Origin of the sequence: Synechococcus sp. UW140, assembly GCF_900474295.1 — a bacterium.
Lineage (GTDB): Bacteria > Cyanobacteriota > Cyanobacteriia > PCC-6307 > Cyanobiaceae > Synechococcus_C.
The window spans coordinates 1-18046 of sequence record NZ_UCOB01000020.1 but is presented as its reverse complement, the minus strand read 5'-3'; the positions used below and the strand labels follow the sequence as shown (position 1 = coordinate 18046).

General features: G+C 59.6%; 17 protein-coding genes. 7 read left to right on the top strand and 10 right to left on the bottom strand.

The annotated features are described in order from the left end of the window. Window positions 1–81 precede the first annotated feature (81 nt). Entirely contained in the window at window positions 82–276 is a 195-nt protein-coding gene (locus DXY10_RS07455) for a hypothetical protein (protein WP_115018247.1), read from the top strand. Here the strand turns inward: DXY10_RS07455 and DXY10_RS07450 are convergent. After that, on the bottom strand, window positions 261–1538 hold the full coding sequence (locus DXY10_RS07450; RefSeq protein ID WP_244282048.1) for a glycosyl transferase: 1278 nt from the start codon (window positions 1536–1538) through the stop codon (window positions 261–263). The two genes, DXY10_RS07455 and DXY10_RS07450, sit on opposite strands and share 16 nt — an antisense overlap. Window positions 1539–1611: 73 nt before the next feature. On the opposite strand from DXY10_RS07450, the gene DXY10_RS07445 reads away from it, so the two are divergent. Both DXY10_RS07445 and DXY10_RS07440 read left to right on the top strand, forming a co-directional pair. Continuing rightward, entirely contained in the window at window positions 1612–3321 is a 1710-nt protein-coding gene (locus DXY10_RS07445; protein WP_115018244.1) for an alpha-amylase family glycosyl hydrolase, read from the top strand. Then, window positions 3315–4190, top strand: a complete 876-nt coding sequence (locus DXY10_RS07440; RefSeq protein ID WP_115017992.1) for an HAD-IIB family hydrolase — start codon at window positions 3315–3317, stop codon at window positions 4188–4190. Before DXY10_RS07445 ends, DXY10_RS07440 begins: the two co-directional genes overlap by 7 nt. On the opposite strand, the gene murF is transcribed toward DXY10_RS07440, so the two are convergent. Beyond that, on the bottom strand, window positions 4126–5484 hold the full coding sequence (gene murF / locus DXY10_RS07435) for a UDP-N-acetylmuramoyl-tripeptide--D-alanyl-D-alanine ligase (RefSeq protein ID WP_244282036.1): 1359 nt from the start codon (window positions 5482–5484) through the stop codon (window positions 4126–4128). The genes DXY10_RS07440 and murF overlap by 65 nt on opposite strands. Before the next feature lie 227 nt (window positions 5485–5711). Here murF and DXY10_RS07430 point away from each other — a divergent pair, with 227 nt between their 5' ends. Further along, on the top strand, window positions 5712–5972 hold the full coding sequence (locus DXY10_RS07430; RefSeq protein ID WP_115018242.1) for a hypothetical protein: 261 nt from the start codon (window positions 5712–5714) through the stop codon (window positions 5970–5972). A gap of 52 nt (window positions 5973–6024) precedes the next feature. Here the strand turns inward: DXY10_RS07430 and DXY10_RS07425 are convergent, their stop codons facing one another. From DXY10_RS07425 to menD, 7 genes are all read right to left on the bottom strand, one after another. Then, window positions 6025–6813: a hypothetical protein gene (locus tag DXY10_RS07425; RefSeq protein ID WP_115017986.1), complete on the bottom strand. Its 789-nt coding sequence runs from the start codon at window positions 6811–6813 to the stop codon at window positions 6025–6027. A gap of 488 nt (window positions 6814–7301) precedes the next feature. Beyond that, window positions 7302–7667 carry an MscL family protein gene (locus DXY10_RS07420; RefSeq protein WP_115017984.1) on the bottom strand — a complete coding sequence of 122 codons (366 nt, stop codon included), beginning with the start codon at window positions 7665–7667 and terminating at the stop codon, window positions 7302–7304. Window positions 7668–7848: 181 nt separating this feature from the next. Then, window positions 7849–8043 (bottom strand): hypothetical protein, encoded by a 195-nt coding sequence (locus DXY10_RS07415; protein WP_115017982.1) that lies wholly within the window; start codon window positions 8041–8043, stop codon window positions 7849–7851. A 2-nt stretch (window positions 8044–8045) separates the two neighbouring features. Further along, a complete protein-coding gene (glgA, locus tag DXY10_RS07410; protein WP_115017979.1) occupies window positions 8046–9593 on the bottom strand; it encodes a glycogen synthase GlgA in 1548 nt (515 codons plus the stop codon). 84 nt (window positions 9594–9677) lie between these two features. Next, the gene (locus DXY10_RS07405; RefSeq protein ID WP_115017977.1) at window positions 9678–10286 is read right to left on the bottom strand and encodes a L,D-transpeptidase; all 609 of its coding nucleotides are present in this window, start codon (window positions 10284–10286) and stop codon (window positions 9678–9680) included. A 42-nt stretch (window positions 10287–10328) separates the two neighbouring features. Then, window positions 10329–11204, bottom strand: coding sequence for a 1,4-dihydroxy-2-naphthoyl-CoA synthase (gene menB / locus DXY10_RS07400; protein WP_115017974.1), 876 nt, complete (start codon window positions 11202–11204; stop codon window positions 10329–10331). Then, a complete protein-coding gene (menD, locus tag DXY10_RS07395) occupies window positions 11204–13003 on the bottom strand; it encodes a 2-succinyl-5-enolpyruvyl-6-hydroxy-3-cyclohexene-1-carboxylic-acid synthase (protein WP_371411135.1) in 1800 nt (599 codons plus the stop codon). Before menD ends, menB begins: the two co-directional genes overlap by 1 nt. A gap of 111 nt (window positions 13004–13114) precedes the next feature. Here menD and lepB point away from each other — a divergent pair, with 111 nt between their 5' ends. Both lepB and DXY10_RS07385 read left to right on the top strand, forming a co-directional pair. After that, window positions 13115–13726, top strand: a complete 612-nt coding sequence (gene lepB, locus DXY10_RS07390; protein WP_115017970.1) for a signal peptidase I — start codon at window positions 13115–13117, stop codon at window positions 13724–13726. Window positions 13727–13741: 15 nt separating this feature from the next. After that, on the top strand, window positions 13742–14095 hold the full coding sequence (locus tag DXY10_RS07385; protein WP_115017968.1) for a DUF760 domain-containing protein: 354 nt from the start codon (window positions 13742–13744) through the stop codon (window positions 14093–14095). Window positions 14096–14102: 7 nt separating this feature from the next. Here the strand turns inward: DXY10_RS07385 and DXY10_RS07380 are convergent, their stop codons facing one another. Then, window positions 14103–15287 (bottom strand): DUF4336 domain-containing protein, encoded by a 1185-nt coding sequence (locus tag DXY10_RS07380; RefSeq protein WP_115017966.1) that lies wholly within the window; start codon window positions 15285–15287, stop codon window positions 14103–14105. Between the two features lie 215 nt (window positions 15288–15502). On the opposite strand from DXY10_RS07380, the gene DXY10_RS07375 reads away from it, so the two are divergent. Further along, window positions 15503–18046 (top strand): DUF4347 domain-containing protein (locus tag DXY10_RS07375; RefSeq protein WP_136989110.1); only part of this gene is annotated, 2544 nt, incomplete at its 3' end.

Genomic DNA, 18046 nt, shown 5'->3' with positions numbered 1-18046 from the left:
CAATTATCAGATTGTTTTCACACACGCTTGGATGGCAATGAACCAGGCATGTGTGAGTTTAAGGGCGTCGCTGCCAAGGCCATGACTCCACACAAGCGGTACACGGTGCGCTATCGCGACGCCGACAGCACCCCTCTCGAGCGCTGCTATTACGCCAGTGACGCCTATGAAGCCAGGGTCTTGGCGATGGAATCAGTGCGTCATATCCACGACCATCCCCACGCCATCGACCTGATTCGCTGCGAGAGCTACCCGCTTTATCAACGGGCCGCCTGAAGCAGTGTTTCTGCTGACGCACCTGAACCGAGAGCAGAAAGGTCGAGACTTGACGATCCACCACCAGCGCCGCAGCGGTCGAGACCAGCCTCTGCCAGATCGTCTTGCAGGCTGGATGCGCAACTGAGCAATCGCGACCAACTGGGCAGTTGAATTGTGAGTGGATCCTTCTGAAATTGCTCAACCCCAGGACGAATCAATTTAGCAAAATCCTGAACAGCAAGTTCTTCGTAATGGCGGTTGTATGGGAGGTTATTGACCGCAGAATCGAGAGCAAACTGACGAATTCTGTCTTCTCCAACACGACGGAACAACACCTCAAGGGTGGCCACCTGTTCAGCAGGAATGGTGCGGCCTTGATGCTCCATCAGACCACGGAGAACACTGGTGAGAATTTCCGAGCACATGCGCTGCAGACCTTCGCGCGGTGAACTGCCAAGGCTCTTGTGTTTGTGATCAAACAGGCCGAGATCCACCTGGGCAATGCGACTCAGGGCCACATGGCGGTGCACTTCCGAGAGCAGACCAATTTCCAATCCCCAATCACAGGGAATGCGCAGATTGACAGCAAGATCGCGCGTAAAGGCGAATTCGCCAGCGAGCGGATAACGAAACGCCTGCAGATAGCGAAGAAAAGGGCTGTCTCCAAGCAACTGCGACAGTGCCGATAAAAGAGGGCCCACAAACAGACGCGTGCCACGCCCCTGGAGAGCATGGCTCTCCAGGGAAAGTCGGCTGTAAAAGGCTTTCACGTAAGCCACCCCACTGGAGGGGAACAAGAGCGGCAGCAGCATCCGGCGCGGATAGGCCGGGGTGAAGGTGCGGATGTCGGCGTCAAAGAGGGCCACCACCTCGGCGCTGCGGGTGGCCACACCGAGGCCCTGCCACACCGCCCAACCCTTACCGGGTGTACCGAGCAAATCGAGTCCTTGGTTGGTGAAGCCCTGCAGCAACTCCATAACCGCCGGAGCATTGGTCCAGTGCACATGCACAGGAAAGGGCATCTGTGAGAAAAACGATTCCGCTTCTTTCACCTCCTCCGCCGTACTCGCCGATAGAGCGATCACGAGTTGATGCAAGCCCTCCAGCTCGCGCAGCACCGATCGGATCAAGGCCAGAGCTGGACGCCTGAATTCCTCCATCAGACAGGGAATCAGGATGGTCGTTGGACGCTGGAGTAGGCCCTGTCGCAGCAGGACGGGATCCTCCAGAGCAAGGTTGTAGTCGTGAACGGTGGTGATCAGGCCCTGTTGAAAATCCATTCCGTGATCAGTGCGACAACATGACTGGATCGACACCGCGCACCCTGGCGTTTCATCCGTGGGAGCAGAGGCATTGCAGAAAGAGGGGCAGGAGCGGTTGGCTGCACTGCTCGAGCGGTGGCGACCTGCAGAGAATCGGGAGCAAATCGAATTCCTGGCGTCGCAATTGCTGCAATTTGCGCAGACCGGCACAGACAACAACAGGCACGACTCACGCTGGGATAGCTCCACCTCGGTGCTGATCACCTACGGCGATGCCGTGCGCAAGGGGGACGAACCGGCGCTGGTGAGCCTGACTCACTTGCTGAACGGCCATCTTGGACTGCTCGCCAGGGTGGTGCATGTGCTCCCATTCCTGAAGTCGAGTAGCGACGGCGGTTTTGCCGTCGCCAGCCATGAGCGCATGGCCGACCATCTCGGCGACTGGGACGATCTGCAAGCCCTGGCCCAAGGGCGAACGTTGATGGCTGACCTTGTTCTCAACCATGTGTCAGCAGCGCATCCATGGGTGCAGCAATTCCGGCAACGCCGGGAGCCGGGACTGAGCTGTGTACTGGCACCTGATCCCCAAGCCGGCTGGGAGCAAGTTGTACGGCCCCGCAGTTCTGCTCTATTCACACCCCTGCAAACCGAGGACGGCATGCGGCCGGTTTGGACCACGTTTGGCCCCGACCAAGTGGATGTGGATTGGAACAGCGAGGTGGTGCTGCTGGGGTTCACGGCACTGCTGGCCAAGATGGTGGCCCATGGAGTGGGTTGGCTGCGTTTAGACGCGGTTGGCTACGTGTGGAAGGAAGCGGGCAGCAGCTGCATTCACCACCCCCAAGCCCACCTGCTGGTGAAGCTGCTGCGTGCCCTGCTGGACACCATGCACCCACAGGGTGTGGTGGTGACCGAGACGAATGTGCCCGAGAAGGAGAATCTCTCCTACCTGACCCCCGGCGATGAAGCGCATCTCGCCTACAACTTCCCCCTACCACCACTTCTGCTCGACGCCATCCTGCGGGAGCGCAGCGATCTCCTCAACGTCTGGCTCAATCGCTGGCCGTGCTTACCCCAGCAAACGACGCTGCTGAACTTCAGCGCCAGCCATGACGGCATTGGCCTGCGGCCGCTGGAGGGGTTGATGGATCAGGAACGGCTGGAACGGATGCTGGAACAGTGCGAACGGCGGGGCGGCCTGATCAGTCACCGCAGGCTCAGTGATGGGCGCGAGCAACCCTATGAAGTGAACATCAGCTGGTGGGCCGCCATGGCCGATGCCGGGCGAGATCCGACGCGGCACCAACGCGAACGTTTCCTACTCAGTCAACTGCTGGTGATGGCCCTACCAGGGGTACCGGCTTTTTATCTGCCCACCCTGCTGGCCTCAGGCAACGACGAGGCGAGCTTCCGCAAAAGCGGCCATCGCCGCGACCTCAATCGTGAACGCTTCAACGCCGAGGCTTTGGAACGGCGGTTGAACGATCCCGATAGTGATGCCAACCACAACCTCAACGCCTTGAAACGCTGTATGACGGTTCGGTCGAGGCTGGGGGCCTTCCACCCGGAAGCAGCACTGCAATGCCTCAGTGGCGCATCGCCCGATCGCGTCATCATCCGTCGTGGCACAGGCGATGAGACCCTTTGGGCGGTGCACAATCTCAGCCGCAACCGCATTGACCTCAACCTCCGCACCCTCGCCAAACATGACCAATGGTGCGATCGTCTCCAGGACTCGGCCGCAGTGCCGAACCGCCTCACCATCGCCCCCTTCTCTGTGCACTGGCTCCAACCATGCTGAACAAGGCTGTTGTGAACGACGCCGTGAACGACGCTGTGCATGAAGGGTCGATCTGGGTGGTGACAGATCTAGACGGCACCCTGCTCGATCACCACTATTGCTGGGACGCCGCTAAACCCACCCTTGCCTGGCTGAAGCAAGTGGGCATCGTCGTGATCCCCTGCACCAGTAAAACCGCGGAAGAGGTGGAGCGGTTTCGAATTGACGCGAACTTGGATGGGCCCTTCATCGTCGAAAACGGAGGAGCCATCCATGGAGGAATCGGCGCTGAAGCTTGGGAGCAGGGCCTAGGACGGCCGCATGCTGAACTGCGCCACAAGCTCCATGCCCTTTCCAATCAGGTGGGCCACCCCTTAGCGGCTCTGGAGGATCTGAGCTCAGACCAGGTGACTGAGCTCACAGGACTGCGCGGTGAGGCTGTGCTGCTGGCTCAACGGCGACGCTGGAGTGTTCCCTTTCTCAACCCCCCAGCGCCACTGCGGGAGACGGTCGAACAGGAAGCGATCCAACTCGGACTCACCGTGGTGCAAGGCAACCGGATGAGTCATCTGCTCCAGGCCGGAACCAGCAAGGGAGCGGCGCTGGCAGCACTGAAACAGCGACTCAACCAAGCCGAGGTGCACGTGCTCGCCCTGGGCGACTCCCCCAATGATCTGCCCTTGCTCGAAGCGGGCGACTACAGCGTGGTGGTGCCTGGTGAACAAGGGCCCCATCCTCGACTCCAGTCTTGGGTGAGCGAGGGTCGATTCGTGCTTGCTCCGGCAGCCCATGCCGCCGGCTGGGCCCACAGTGTGCTCACTCACATCAAAGCGCGAGTAACTCCAGAGCTGGCAGCAACCGCTCCAGAGCCACCCCGCGACTGGCCTTGAGCAACAAGCAATCGCCGGAGCGAAGCCAAGTGCCGAGTGGCTCCGCGGCCTGTTCAGGCGCCTCCACAACGGCAAAGTTCTCCATCCCAGCCGCAGCCTCCACCATCGCTGCAGCCTCCGCACCGCTGGCCACCGCCACGAGTCCATCCAATCCAAGCAGCCGAGCACGCTCCACCACAGCACGGTGAAGGCACACACTTTCGCTGCCGAGTTCAAGCATGGTTCCCAGCACGGCAAAACGCCGACCGGGCTGTTCAGCAAGCAAATCGAGAGCGGCGATCACAGCCTCAGGAGAGGCGTTGTAGGTCTCATCCAACACCGTCAGGCCACCAAGGCTGAGACGACGGTTGCGTCCACCGGGCACCTCAACAACCAGATCGGCAAGCTTGGCGGCATCGACTCCAAGAGCATCGGCGACTGCACGGGCAAGCAACCAGTTCCGGGCGTTATGGCGACCCGCCAGAGGCATGCGGTATCGATGCCGATCCAGAGTGAGAAACTCGCTGGTTTCATCCAAAACAGCCAGGTCGTCAACGCCGGTGGCAGATGTTTCTCCTGTCAGGCCAACACGATGCACACGGCCGCTCCAAACAGCGGCCAGTGCGGTGTCGAGCAGAGGGTCTCCTGCGGGAATGACCACCAAGCCATCCGGCTTGAGCGATGCAGTGATCTCGCATTTAGCGGCTGCAATCGCCTCACGACTACCAAGCCGACCGATGTGCGCCGTCCCGATGTTGGTAATCACGGCAATATCAGGTTCGGCGCAACGGGACAGCCGCTCGATTTCACCAGGGCCACGCATGCCCATCTCAACCACAACTGCCGCGTGGCAAGGATCGGTGCCTAACAAGGTGAGCGGCACGCCGATGTCGTTGTTGTTGTTGCTTGCACTGGCCTGGACTGAGCCGAGCGGGGCCAAAGCAGCACGAATGAGTTCGCGGGTTGTGGTTTTTCCCGCAGAACCGGTGACTGCCACCACAGCAGCACTGAGCTGACGTCGATGCAAGGTTGCGAGTTGCTGATAGGCCAGCGTTGTGTCGTCGACACGCCAGTGCAACAGACCTGCTGGCACGGGATAGGAGGCATCGGCCGCCACCAGCGCCGCCTGGGCACCGAGCTCAGCCGCATTGGCCAAAAAAGCATGCCCATCAAACTGCTCCCCCACCAAGGGAACGAACAGTGCACCGGCTTCCAAGCGCCGGCTGTCCGTACAGACAGGCCCCAACGCTTGGGCGAGCACAGCGGCCAAACCTTCCGGGGTCACCCCCACTGGATGCCCCCAGAGCGGCACCAACTGGCCAAGGTTCAACACAACAACAGAGCTGCGGCACTGCCCCGATCATGCCGTTGCCCCTGCACAGCGGATGGGGAGGTTGCCACCAAGGCGACTGGCAATCGGATGGCTGCCCACCAGCAACACCAAGTCCCGACGAGGGCAACCCAGCAATGCATGCCGTTGGACTGATCGCGCCGCCAAAACGGCCTAGGTTCGGCACAGCTTTTTCAGCAACGCTCTCGACCATGCCCCTGCATCGCCCCTTGGTTTGGATCAGCTGCATCGCGCTTCCCTTGCTAACGGCAGGTGCGGCCCAAGCCCAGAAGGAAATCCCCAAGGCCCCTGGCCATGACCAGTGCCCTCTCGGCTATGTGAACACTCTGGGCACGACCTGCGTGTCACCGATCTATTACGAAGTGACGCCCACCCATGGCGAAGCCTGTCCTTCAGGCTGGATGAACATCGGTGCTGGCTACTGCAAGAAGAAGACCCTCGGCATCTTCTGATCCTCCGTTGAGGTCGCACAAGAGAGTCAGCCATTCAAGTCTTCTCAGGTCTTCAGCCAGACGGGGGCGGCCCGAATGGCTGGTTGACCACCATCCCCTGGCCGACTCGGGCGTTGCGGCCAAGCTGAATGCCCTGGCTGGAGACGAGCGTCAATTCGGCATACCCCTCTGATCCGAGCCGTTCCCACCACAGGTCAGCCAGCTGCTGACGGCGTTGCTGGGATAGATCGAGCCAAGCATCACTGATGGTGAGGGCCACAGCATTCCGTGCAGGCAGCGGTAGGGCTGCCGTTAACAGGGCCGCTTCATCCTCTGCCGGGGTGAGCGGATCGGTGGACTCCAACAGCAGCGCGAGCAAAGGATCCGCTGCCGCAACGGCCGCCTCCTCCTGAATGCTGTCAACCGGAGCACTCGTGTCTGAACGGGGATCGAGCTGATCAGGAGTCTCATCCGCACTGAGACGAGGCTGGGGCTCTGGCCATGGCGACTCCGTTGGCAAAGAGGGCAACGCGGGCGCGGGCTCTGGAGTCTGGGCAAACTCAGGCTGCGCCTCCCCCACCGGCGGCGAGGGCAGCCAGCGACCAAGGGCCACCGCACCCCCACTAATCACCACCAGAGCAAGCGCGAGCAGCAACGGCCAAAACAACGGCGCCAGATCTTGCGGCCAGATCTCCGGCCGGTAGAGATCACCCTCACGGTTGCGGCGCCACACTTCCTGGCAGCGAAGCCGCAGATCAGCGATCACCGAGCGCAGGTCCTCACCCAGGGTGGTCCATGGATTGGTGTAAGGAACCGGCAGGGAGGAGTTCTCCCGATTCGGCGCGGGCGCCTGATCAGGCATTCAGCGGCATCGGTGAGGTGGACCCAGTGTGATGCTCTTGGTTAGCGGACGTCGTCACGCCGTCAAGTTGAGGGGTCGATGACTGGCACCGTCTCCTAGGGATCGAGGCATCCCTTGGATGGAACCGCCAACAGCTGAGGACGAATCAGAACATGTGCGCACCTGCCGATATGAGGGCGCTGTCTGCTTCCGATCGCCTGGCATCCCATCGTTGTTAAGACTGACAAACGCAGAGTGCCGAAGGAGATCCTGATTGACTGAAGTCGCCCCTACCTGGACGACTGAATCGTCTACAAGCGTTAGATCGAACTGATCAGGGCAGGCAAAATCAGCGCCTCTTCTCGGCCTGACTTGATCACTTCATGGCTGCCTCAATCTGCTTTTGGCCTTGCCCCTCGTTCACACTGCCGGTCCAATAGTCCAGGCCGGCAGTGGCAGCGATTTAACTACGTTTGGAAATATTTGCAGCGGTTTCAAATTCTTGCTGATCAGACCTTGCTCTCTTCAATCTCACGGCTATTCATACGAGACAAGCCGGTTTCGCTGAGTCGCTGAGCTCGATTGATTGCCTTAACAATCATAAATAGCACCCAACCCACAATCAGTGAATTAAGCAAAACATTCATTGCCTGACCAATGAGCAACTCTCCACCGGCATAGGGCAGAACCCACTTTTCCCAGCCACCATTACGGATCAATGGATTCAACAAAGGCATCAGCAGATCCTTTGTTAAAGCATCAACGATCTGCTGGAATTGCGTGCCAACCACCACAGCAATAGCCAAATTCAACGCATTACCCTTCTGGAAGAAGAACTCTGTAAACTCACGGAACCAACGTCGCAGCAAAAGCATAATCAATATCAAAAGCCTCTGATTATTACATCAATCACGCCGAAAAGCCCTTTGATAAAAAAATCTGATTCGAAAAGCCCCATCCAAAAGTAATCAGCGAATGGATTGACAGGCCTGGAAAGTTGAAGCGATTAACCAATACTGTCGGACCCAGCCAACCGCCCCCAGTCTCGCTATTCAGTCAACGCATCCTGCGTTGAATTCCCATCCCAACAAGCAATCCGATAGCCGCACCGAACGCACCATTTGAGATTGCATTGACTTGACGTTCGCTCATACGACGTGCGGCAGGAACCAATAAACCAATCATCACTAGAGCGGCCAGGCTCACCAGGACGGTTTTATTCAGGCTTCTTATGTAGCTGGCCACCATCATGATCACGAATTGCGATGACGTCCCAGTAAGCGGGAGATCGGATTGCGCGGAGCCGGCTCACTGTCCATGGCCGCATCCTGCGCTGTGGGGGCATTCTCACCCTCACGCCAACGTGAGGGATCGGCATCTTGGCCCTGGGAGAAACGCTCCACTTCCGAGGCATCCGGGCCGGGCTCCTTGATGCCACACACCTCGCGGTACATCCGGTCGTACTCGAGCGCAGACCGGGACCAGCTGTAGTCCTGCTTCATGCCACGCAACTGGAGATCCTTCCAGCTGTCCTTATGGCGATAGGCCTCCCAGGCGCGCACCAAGGCGGTATAAAAATCAACCGGATCAAAGCGATCGAAGCAGAAACCCGTGCCACTGTTTCGGCCTGGATCGTGGGGCGGCACGGTATCAACCAAGCCACCAACCTTGCGCACTACCGGAACGCAGCCATAACGCATGGCCATCAGCTGGCTAATCCCGCAGGGCTCGAAACGGCTGGGCATCAGGAAAGCGTCGCTGCCTGCATAGATCAACCGCGACAAGGCATCGTCGTAGGTCAGGAAGACGGCCACCCGGCCCGGGTAACGCGACGCCAATTGCCACAGGCCCGACTCCAGACCTCGATCACCGGTGCCGAGCACCACGATCTGCGTGTCGGTGTACGCGAGCAAACGGTCGGCCACTTGGAGCAGCAGATCAACGCCCTTCTGATCCACGAGCCGACTGACCATGCCAAGCAGGAAGGTGTCTGGATTGACATCCAGACCCATGCGCTGCTGCAGCTCGCGCTTGTTCGCGGCACGCCCGGAGAGATCGTCAGCACTGAAATTACCGGCCAGGGCCTGATCGGTTGCTGGGTCCCAGGCCTCTAGATCCAGGCCATTGAGGATTCCCCAGAGCTTGCCGGAGATGTAGTTGAGCAAGCCATCCAGCTGCTCGCCATATTCAGCGGTTCGAATCTCCTGGGCATAGGTAGGCGAAACGGCGTTGACCCGATCGGCATACAGCAGCGCCGCCGCCATGGTGTGATCCCCTTGCATGTACCAAGGGCACCAGGTGATGCGGTCGAGCTTCCAGCGCCAAGGCCCCTGGTATTTGAGGTTGTGGATGGTGAACACCGTGCTGATTTCGGGGTCCTGATGCATCCACACCGGAATCATCCCGGTGTGCCAGTCATGGCAATGCAGCACCTGGGGCTTCCACATGTTCCAGGCAAATTCAGCCGTGGCACTGGCAAAGAAGGTGAAGCGCCAATCTTCATCCTCGCCGCCATAAATGCGCTCCGGATCAAACACGGGATGGCCAACCAGATAAATGGTTAGGCCGTTGCTGGGATGGCGGGTTTCATAGACAGCGAACTCCGTGCCCATCGTCTGGGCTCGCCAGATGGGTTCTGCCGGAATCTCGAGCTTGCTCCAGAGGCGGCTGTAGCCGGGCATGATCAAGCGAACGTCATGGCCCAGCTCGCTCAAGGCCGGAGGCAGGGAACCGACCACATCACCCATGCCACCCACCTTGACCATCGGTGCGCACTCGGCGGCAGCAAAAAGCACGCGCATGGTCGTGGGAGCTCAAGAAGGCGCCGCGACTTTAGGTTGTCATCACCACAAAACCCGAAACCGAAATGGCCGGCAGGGTCCGGCTCAGGGCAGCACCGTCACCGGCGTACCGACCCGCACAAGCTCAAACACTTCCTGGACGTTCTCTTCATACAGACGAACGCAACCGTGGGAGACGGCTCGACCGACCGTCCAGCGGTGAGGCGTGCCATGGAAGCCGGCCACGGTGCAGCCATCGATATCAAGGTATTGCTCACCGTCCCAGCCATTTCTGCCCTTGCAGTCGCGATAGAAGCCAATCCAGCGGGAGCCCAAGGGATTCTTCTCCCCTGGAGCGATTTTCTTGCCATTCACAGGATGGGTCCAGACCGGTTGACGCACCTTCTCCAAAACCCGATGCTGACCAGCTGGCGTCTCCCATCCTTCGGTGCCCACAGCCGCTGGATAGCGGCTACGGATTTCACCATCGCGAAGCACCAGCAGCTGACGATGGGTGCGATCGAGCACCAGCTGCAGGCCAAGGCGCTGACGCAGGTCGGTTGGCACCCGCGCCAAGGAGGCCTCCAGGGAAATGGGTTCTGCCATCGGCGGAATCGGATCCGCAGGCCGCTTGGGGCGTGACGTATTGGTGGCGCCGGCCGGACCAGCCAGGAGTGCAACAGCAGCGACGGCGGCAGTGAGGCGTAGGAGCATCACAACGAATCCGAAGGAGGGAACAAGCTGCCCCAGTACTAGCTACGGCAGCCAAGGAGAGTCAGAAAAGTCAGGATCACGCTTCTCCAAAAATGCATTGCGGCCCTCCTGCCCCTCCTCGGTTCGATAGAAGAGGTGGGTGGCTTGTCCGGCCAATTCCTGCAGACCCGCCATGCCATCGGTTTCGGCATTGAACGCCGCCTTGAGGCAACGAATCGCCGTAGGACTGTGCTGCAGCACCTGCCGCGCCCAGCGCACACCTTCTCGCTCCAGCGCCGACAAGGGCACCACTGCGTTCACCAGGCCCATCGACAGCGCTTCCTGGGCACCGTAACGACGGCAAAGAAACCAGATTTCTCGAGCTTTGCGCTGGCCCACCACGCGGGCGAGGTAACCAGCACCAAAACCGCCATCAAAACTGCCGACCCGTGGGCCGGTCTGACCGAACACGGCATTGTCTGCAGCGAGGCTGAGATCACAAAGCAGATGCAACACCTGGCCGCCGCCGATGGCGTAGCCAGCCACCAACGCGATCACCACCTTGGGCAAGCTGCGGATCAGACGCTGCAGATCAAGCACATTGAGGCGCGGCATGCCCGCCTCATCGACATAACCCCCATCCCCGCGCACGCTCTGATCGCCGCCAGCGCAGAAGGCATAGCCCCCATCCTCGGCCGGGCCAACACCGGTGAACAGCACAACACCGATGCTGCTGTCATCGCGAATGCGGGTGAAGGCATCGCACAGTTCCACCACGGTGCGGGGTCGGAAGGCATTGCGGCGGAAGGGTCGATTAATTGCCACGCGGGCAATGCCATCGCCGCTGCGATCCACAAGAATGTCTTGGTAGTCACCCCAGGGCTGCCACAACGTGCCTGAGTCACCGGGCAAAACCTGGCGGGGCTGAGGGGCGCTCATCAAGAGGACTCCAATGCTGGAGCCATTGTGATCTCCAGCACCTCCCGGCGGAGCTCGGTCCGCAAAGCAGCGTCACCCTGCCGATCGGTGCAGACCCTCAGCAGCGCAGGGCCCGATTGGGACAACCCCCATTCCAAGGCCGAGGCGAGGTCATCCAGGCAGGCAATCTGCCTGGTGGCAATGCCGTGGGCGGCGGCGAGAGCAAGGGGATCGGTCTGCTGCGGCATGGCAAACAGCTGCTCAAAGGCTTCAGCCGGTGCAGCTGGCACGGGCAACTGCTGAAAGATGCCACCGCCAGCATTGTCGATCAGCAGGATCAGCAGCGGACCAGAACCGGAAGCCTGACCAGCCTGCAACCAACCATTGCTGTCATGCAGCAAGGCGAGATCACCCGTGATCAAGAGGCTGCGACCGAGCACCGCCGCCAAGCCCAAACCGAGCGAAAGGGTGCCATCAATGCCGGATGCACCCCGGAAACTGAAGCAGGGACGAAGATCTCGATCTGCAACGGCGAAGGCCTGCCAATCCCGCACGGGACTGCTAGCGGCGAGCATCAACGGCAGCCCAGGCGGCAGCAGGCGAGACAACGCAAACATCAGGGCTGGTTCGCTGATGCCGCCGCGGACGGGAAGGCGTTGCTCAAGCCAAGCCGCGATGCGGCGGTCACGTTGCTGCCAAAGGGCAGACCAGGCGTTGTCAGCCTCGGGCTCTGGCTCCACAGGCGGGAACGGCAAACAGGCTTCGTTGGCCTTCAACTGGATCTGCGGCCAACGCGCCAAGCCACCACTCCACTGGCAAGCGCACTGGAGAGGATCAAGGGATCGCTCCTCGCCCTCAGTAATCAACAGGTGGGGGCCGGTGCAGCGTTGCAACCAGGCCTCCAAGCGCCGGCTGGCTGGCATTGGGCCAAGCCGCAACAGCTGCAGCTCATTGACTGCAACCCCAGCGGGGAGTGGCAGTTGATCAGGAAGCAACAGATCCCAGCTGCGCACCTGTCCAGCCAACGTGGCGGGCACCGCCGCCAGCGGATCGACAAGCACGGGCCAACCGCTGCGTTGCTGCCAGCGGTGCAGCGCAGCTTCAAACGCAGGCCGCTGATCCGCGAGTCCGCGCCAAGGGCCGGCCACAACAACACCGGGACGATCCGGGTCCAGCTCAAGCTCAGGAGCGAGGGGCACTGGCAGCGATGCGACGGCCATGGATGCCGAGCCGGCCGGTGGGGACTCCAGGCAATCAATCGACTCCTGCACGGGGGACCAGTCGCTCCAAAACGCAGCCTGCTGCTCGGCGGAGGGATGCAGTGGCTCTTCAAATGGAAGATTGAGATGCACGGGCCCAGGCCAGTGGTGCGCTTGGTGCCAGGCCTGCTTGGCAAGCTGCAGCAACTGCGGAGGGGATGCCGCATCCAGGCCGACGTCTGGGCCACTCGCACACCAACGGCAGACGGGCTGGAGGAACTGCTCCTGATTCACCGTCTGGTTGGCACCGCAGTGCTTCAGGCGGATGGGGCGATCGGCGGTTAAAAGCAGCAGTGGCTGAGAGGAACGATCGGCTTCCACAGCGGCTGGCAAGAGGTTGGCCACCGCCGTTCCTGAGGTGGTGATCACCGCTGTAGCCCGCCCGCTGGCGGTGGCTGAGCCAACAGCCAGAAAAGCAGCAGACCGCTCGTCCAGGGCTGTCGTGAGCTTGAGGAGACCCGCCCGGACGAGGCCACCGGCCGCCAGGGCCAATGGACCGGAACGACTGCCAGGACAGAGCACAACCCGTTCCAGCCCCTGGCGATGCAGGCCTTGCAGCAACACGACGGCGGCCTGCAGATTGGCAAGAGGACGGGTCACAGCAGAAGCAGCGCCTGGGAGCAGGGCAAGAGAACAGCACTGATGCGATCCTCGTTGTACAAGCATGAGGCCATGGCAAGCGAAGGCAAGACCAGCCAGAGGCAGGGTTGGCGGGATGTGCTGCTGTGGGTGCTTCTGGCACTGATGTTGCGTTGGCTGGTGATCGAGCCCCGATGGATCCCCTCCGGTTCGATGCTGCCCACGCTGGAACTGCAGGATCGAATCCTGGTGGAGAAGATCCGGCCCAAACTGGCGCACCAGAGGCATCAGGCGCTGTCCATTGGCCGTGTCGTGGTGTTTGCCGTACCCGACCCGTTGATTGAAGCGGGGTACGACCCCAACTCAGCCCTGATCAAACGGGTCGTGGCTGGCCCTGGCGATCAGGTGGAGGTGCGCGATGGCGTGCTGTTCCGCAATGGGATTGGCGTACATGAGGCCTGGCTGAGTGAACCGATCGGCTATGCAATGCCCGCCCAGACAGTGCCAGACGGTGACCTTTGGGTTCTCGGTGACAACCGCAATGCAAGCCTCGATTCCCACCTCTGGGGACCGCTGCCGCAGGATCGGGTGATCGGCACTGCGGTATGGCGTTATTGGCCCCTGAATCGGTTCGGTCCGATACGGTTCCCCCCCCAAGCGCAGGCGGGGCCTGCGCCGGAAGCTGCGTTAGGGTCAGTGTCTTGACGGCGAGCGGGCGGAATGTTTAATCCAGAGTTCCTAACCACCGACAGCCAAGACGGCCAACCCGTCAACGGACTGATTCAGTACCTGCAGGATCAATCACCAGACGTTCTTCAACGGGTCGCGAAATCAGCAAGTAACGATATTCAGGACATCATTCGCCACAACGTGCAGGGTTTGCTGGGCATGCTCCCTGGTGAGCATTTCGATGTGAAGGTCACGGCCAACCGCGACAACCTCGCCAATCTGTTGGCATCAGCGATGATGACGGGCTATTTCTTGCGCCAGATGGAGCAGCGCAAGGAACTCGAGGAAACCCTGTTTGCTGATGATCAGATGGCAGTCAACCCCGATGACGACTTCAACGCCTGAGTCAGGGCTAAGGGCTTGAACAGGGGTTTTCAGGCACTACGCCAAGCTCAAGTAGGCGTTTGTCGATGCTGCCGAGGAACTGCCAGTTGCCAGCACTGGGAGCCCACTGGCGTTGTTCCAGTTGCTGTTTCAGCTCCGCCACAACGTCCGGACTGAAATGCAGAGGGGCGGAATAGTGAGCAGGAACCAACCAACGCAAACCAACCTGCTGCTCCACTCGGGTTAGCCACTCCATAAGGGTCTGACGAGCCCGAGGCAAGACCAGCCTCTCCAGCACCGGGGCCACCTGCAGCCGGGGGAGCTGGTCACCCATCAGCGCAGCAGCAGCCTCCTCCCATCCCTGTTTCCAAGCAAAGGGATAAATGCCGAAATGACTACGCGGCGAACGACATCCAGGCCGAAGCGCATGGCGAAGCACCTCTAACGTGCCGGGAACCTCCAGCGGTTCAGGCCGCAGATAGGAGGCAAACAGCACAAGCCGAGCCCAGCCTCGACGGCGATTGGCAGGCGTGTCGTCCAGAGCTTGATCGCCCCGCTCACGGGCATGGAACAACAACGGCGCAGGGTCGCTGTTGAACACAAGCGGCGGTTCAGCGGCAATCCCGACAAGGGCATCGGTGACAAGCAAGGCCCCAGACGGCCGATGGAAGCAGCTGATTTCTTGGAAACGACCTACGCCGAGATCGAGGGGGCCAAGTGAAATCCATGCACAAACGTCAGCGTGAGGCACGCCATCGTCGAGCAGGACCCTTGTGCGCCCGGAGGGAATGCCTAGCCAACCAAGGGGAAGCTGCACGGGGAAGCTCCACTGACCTGGGCTCAGCCACACTTCGGCATCAGGAAAAGCGCGTGCCAATGGAGCGAGCGGCAGCTTGTGCTCCAGGCCAGAAGCCGTTGGCAACACGATCGTTTGCACCCGCCCATGCAGCTGCTCGAGTTCAGCAATGGCCGTTCGCAACTCACCCGTAGGTGGCAGGGGATTCACCAGCATCAAACCGCCGGGAACCTTCACCACAGTGAGCCGGATCGGCACCGCCACGTAATACACACCCTGAAGCTGCTCCAGGCTCCAGACCTGCCCGGGGATCAGCTCTTCAAAGTGAGTGGCACGGCGACCGTACGGATACAACGGCAGCAGCGGCCACCAGGGCCAGCGCTGATCAGCAGGTTGAGCGCCGCTTCTCCTCACCAACCACAGAACTCAGTTCCGACAGTCTGCCGAGCCGCTACTCACCAACGCTTGATCGACACGCCTACTCGTATCTCCCGCACCCAAGCCCATCAGCGCTGCACTCTCTCAACTAGGGCAACTCGTCTGCTTTCAGACACTTGCAGCGTTGGCTTGTCCATCCGTGCCAAGCCAGTCAATCCCATCGAACCTGTGAGCAAGAAATTCAGCAAAAAGGCATGGTCAACTCCACCGGCATTGCTCTCAGTGAGCTGGTTGTCGCCGATGGAACTTGCCCCAAGATCCGCGAACTGCTGGCCACGAGCCAAGTGCCGGTCCTGTGGCTTGATAGCCACAAAGACCCCCTAATCGCGCTCAGGGACGCCCTAGCGGAACGCAGAGCCAACGGAACACCAATTCACACCCTGCATTGGGTCAGCCACGGTGCGCCAGGAACTCTTTTTGTTGGCAAGACAACGATCAACACCAAGGCCCTGCTCCAAGCCCAGCAGCAGCTCGGATCCTGGCAACTCAACACAATCGCCCTTTGGAGTTGCTCAACCGGTGCAGACCAAGACTTCATCAGTGTTTTAGAAGAACTCAGCGGTGCAAAAATTTGGGCCAGTGATCAAACCCTTGGCCAACTGAAAGACGGCAGCAGGTCGTGGAAGCTCACAGGCTCAAACCAAAGAAAAGCAACAAAATCAGCTCCAGATTTACCGATCCCTACCAACCAAAAAGCGGCCTGGAATCACCAACTTGGTGGGTTCAGAACTTACACACCAATCGCCCCAAGTGCGAGCAGTACAAGGACAAATAAAGAAACAAAGAATCCATGGGCCTTTGCGGCTCTCAAGGAAGACGGCTCCGTCATTACTTGGGGCAACTCAGACTACGGCGGTGATTCATCCTCCGTCGCCTCCTCACTCTCCTCTGGCGTTAGCCAAATCTTCTCCAATTACTTAAGCTTTGCGGCTCTCAAGGAAGACGGCTCCGTTGTTACTTGGGGAGGCGCTCCCTGGGGCGGTGATTCCTCCTCCGTCTCCTCCTCACTCTCCTCTGGCGTTAGCCAAATCTCCTCCACCTACACAGACTATGCGGCTCTCAAGGAAGACGGTTCTGTCGTCACCTGGGGCACCTCGAGCAGCGGCGGTGATTCCTCCTCCGTCGCCTCCTCACTCTCCTCTGGCGTTAGCCAAATCTTTGCGTCTAATAGTGCCTTCGCGGCTCTCAAGGAAGACGGCTCTGTCATCACATGGGGTGCCTCAGACTACGGCGGTGATTCATCCGGCGTCGACCTCTCATCTGGCGTTAGCCAAATCTTCTCCAATTCCAGAGCCTTTGCAGCACTGAAAGACGACGGCTCCGTCATTACATGGGGAAACTCCAGCCATGGCGGTGATTCCTCCTCCGTTTCCTCCTCAATCTCCTCTGGTGTTAGTCAGATCGTCTCGGCCGGAATGGCCTTTGCGGCTCTCAAAGACGACGGCTCCGTTATTACCTGGGGTGACTCCGATTACGGAGCTGATTTATCCGGCGTCGACCTTTCCTCTGGCGTTAGCCAAATCTTCTCCCACCACACAGCCTTCGCTGCTCTCAAGGAAGACGGCTCTGTCATCACATGGGGATGGTCAGATAGTGGCGGTGATTCCTCCTCCGTCGCCTCCTCGCTCACCTCTGGCGTTAGCCAAATCTTTACAACTATTAGCGCCTTCGCTGCTCTCAAGGAAGACGGCTCTGTCATCACATGGGGTGCCTCAGACTACGGCGGTGATTCCTCCTCCGTTTCCTCCTCACTCTCCTCTGGCGTTAGCCAAATCTTGGGCATTGACGGGGCTTTTGCTGCTCTCAAAGACGACGGCTCCGTCATTACTTGGGGCAACTCAGACTACGGCGGTGATTCATCCTCCGTCGCCTCCTCACTCACCTCCGGCGTCAGCAAAATCTTCGGCAGTAGCCCCGCCTTCGCGGCTCTCAAAGACGACGGCTCCGTTATTACCTGGGGGGCTGCAAGCGCTGGCGGTGATTCATCCTCCGTTTCAGCCTCTCTCTCCTCCGGCGTTGTTGGCTTTGCTAATCCATTCACAAACGACATTTACGACAACACAGCACCAACATTCACCTCGGCTTCTACATCAACAGACGGAACCAAAATCATCCTCACCTACAACGAGGAACTCTCTTCCACAACTGCTGCCACATCCGACTTTGCCGTCACAACCGATGGCACCGCGAATGCTGTCACCTCTGTAGCAATCTACGGTTCCACTGTTGAACTCACACTCGCCAACACCATCTACAAAGAAGAATCAGTCACTGTTGCTTACAGCGACCCAACCGATGGTGACGACGCCAACGCTATCCAAGACGTAGCCGGCAATGATGCCTCCAACTTGAACAGCGCAACAGGTACCAACACCTCCAGCATTCCAGCACCAGAAGATCTCATTCTCTATATCCAGGTCAAGCTCAACAAAATCAAGGCCCTTGCCTCTCTTACACTCAGTGCCAACAATCTCTCCAGTTCGCAACTCACAGCATTAACCAAACAAGACATTTCTGCTGCCAGCAAACTAGTCACACTTGATCAGACACTTGATGAATCCAAGCAACAAACAGAATTCAACATCAACCTCAACCTTGCCACCGTTGCGCCAAACCTCAACCTTGCCGGCAGCAATGGCAAACGCAGTTCAACCAAGAAATTCCTCTACTACAACATCGACGATCAAGGCGCTCTCTCCTCCTTTAACTACAACCCCATCACCAGAACTGGGGCTCGC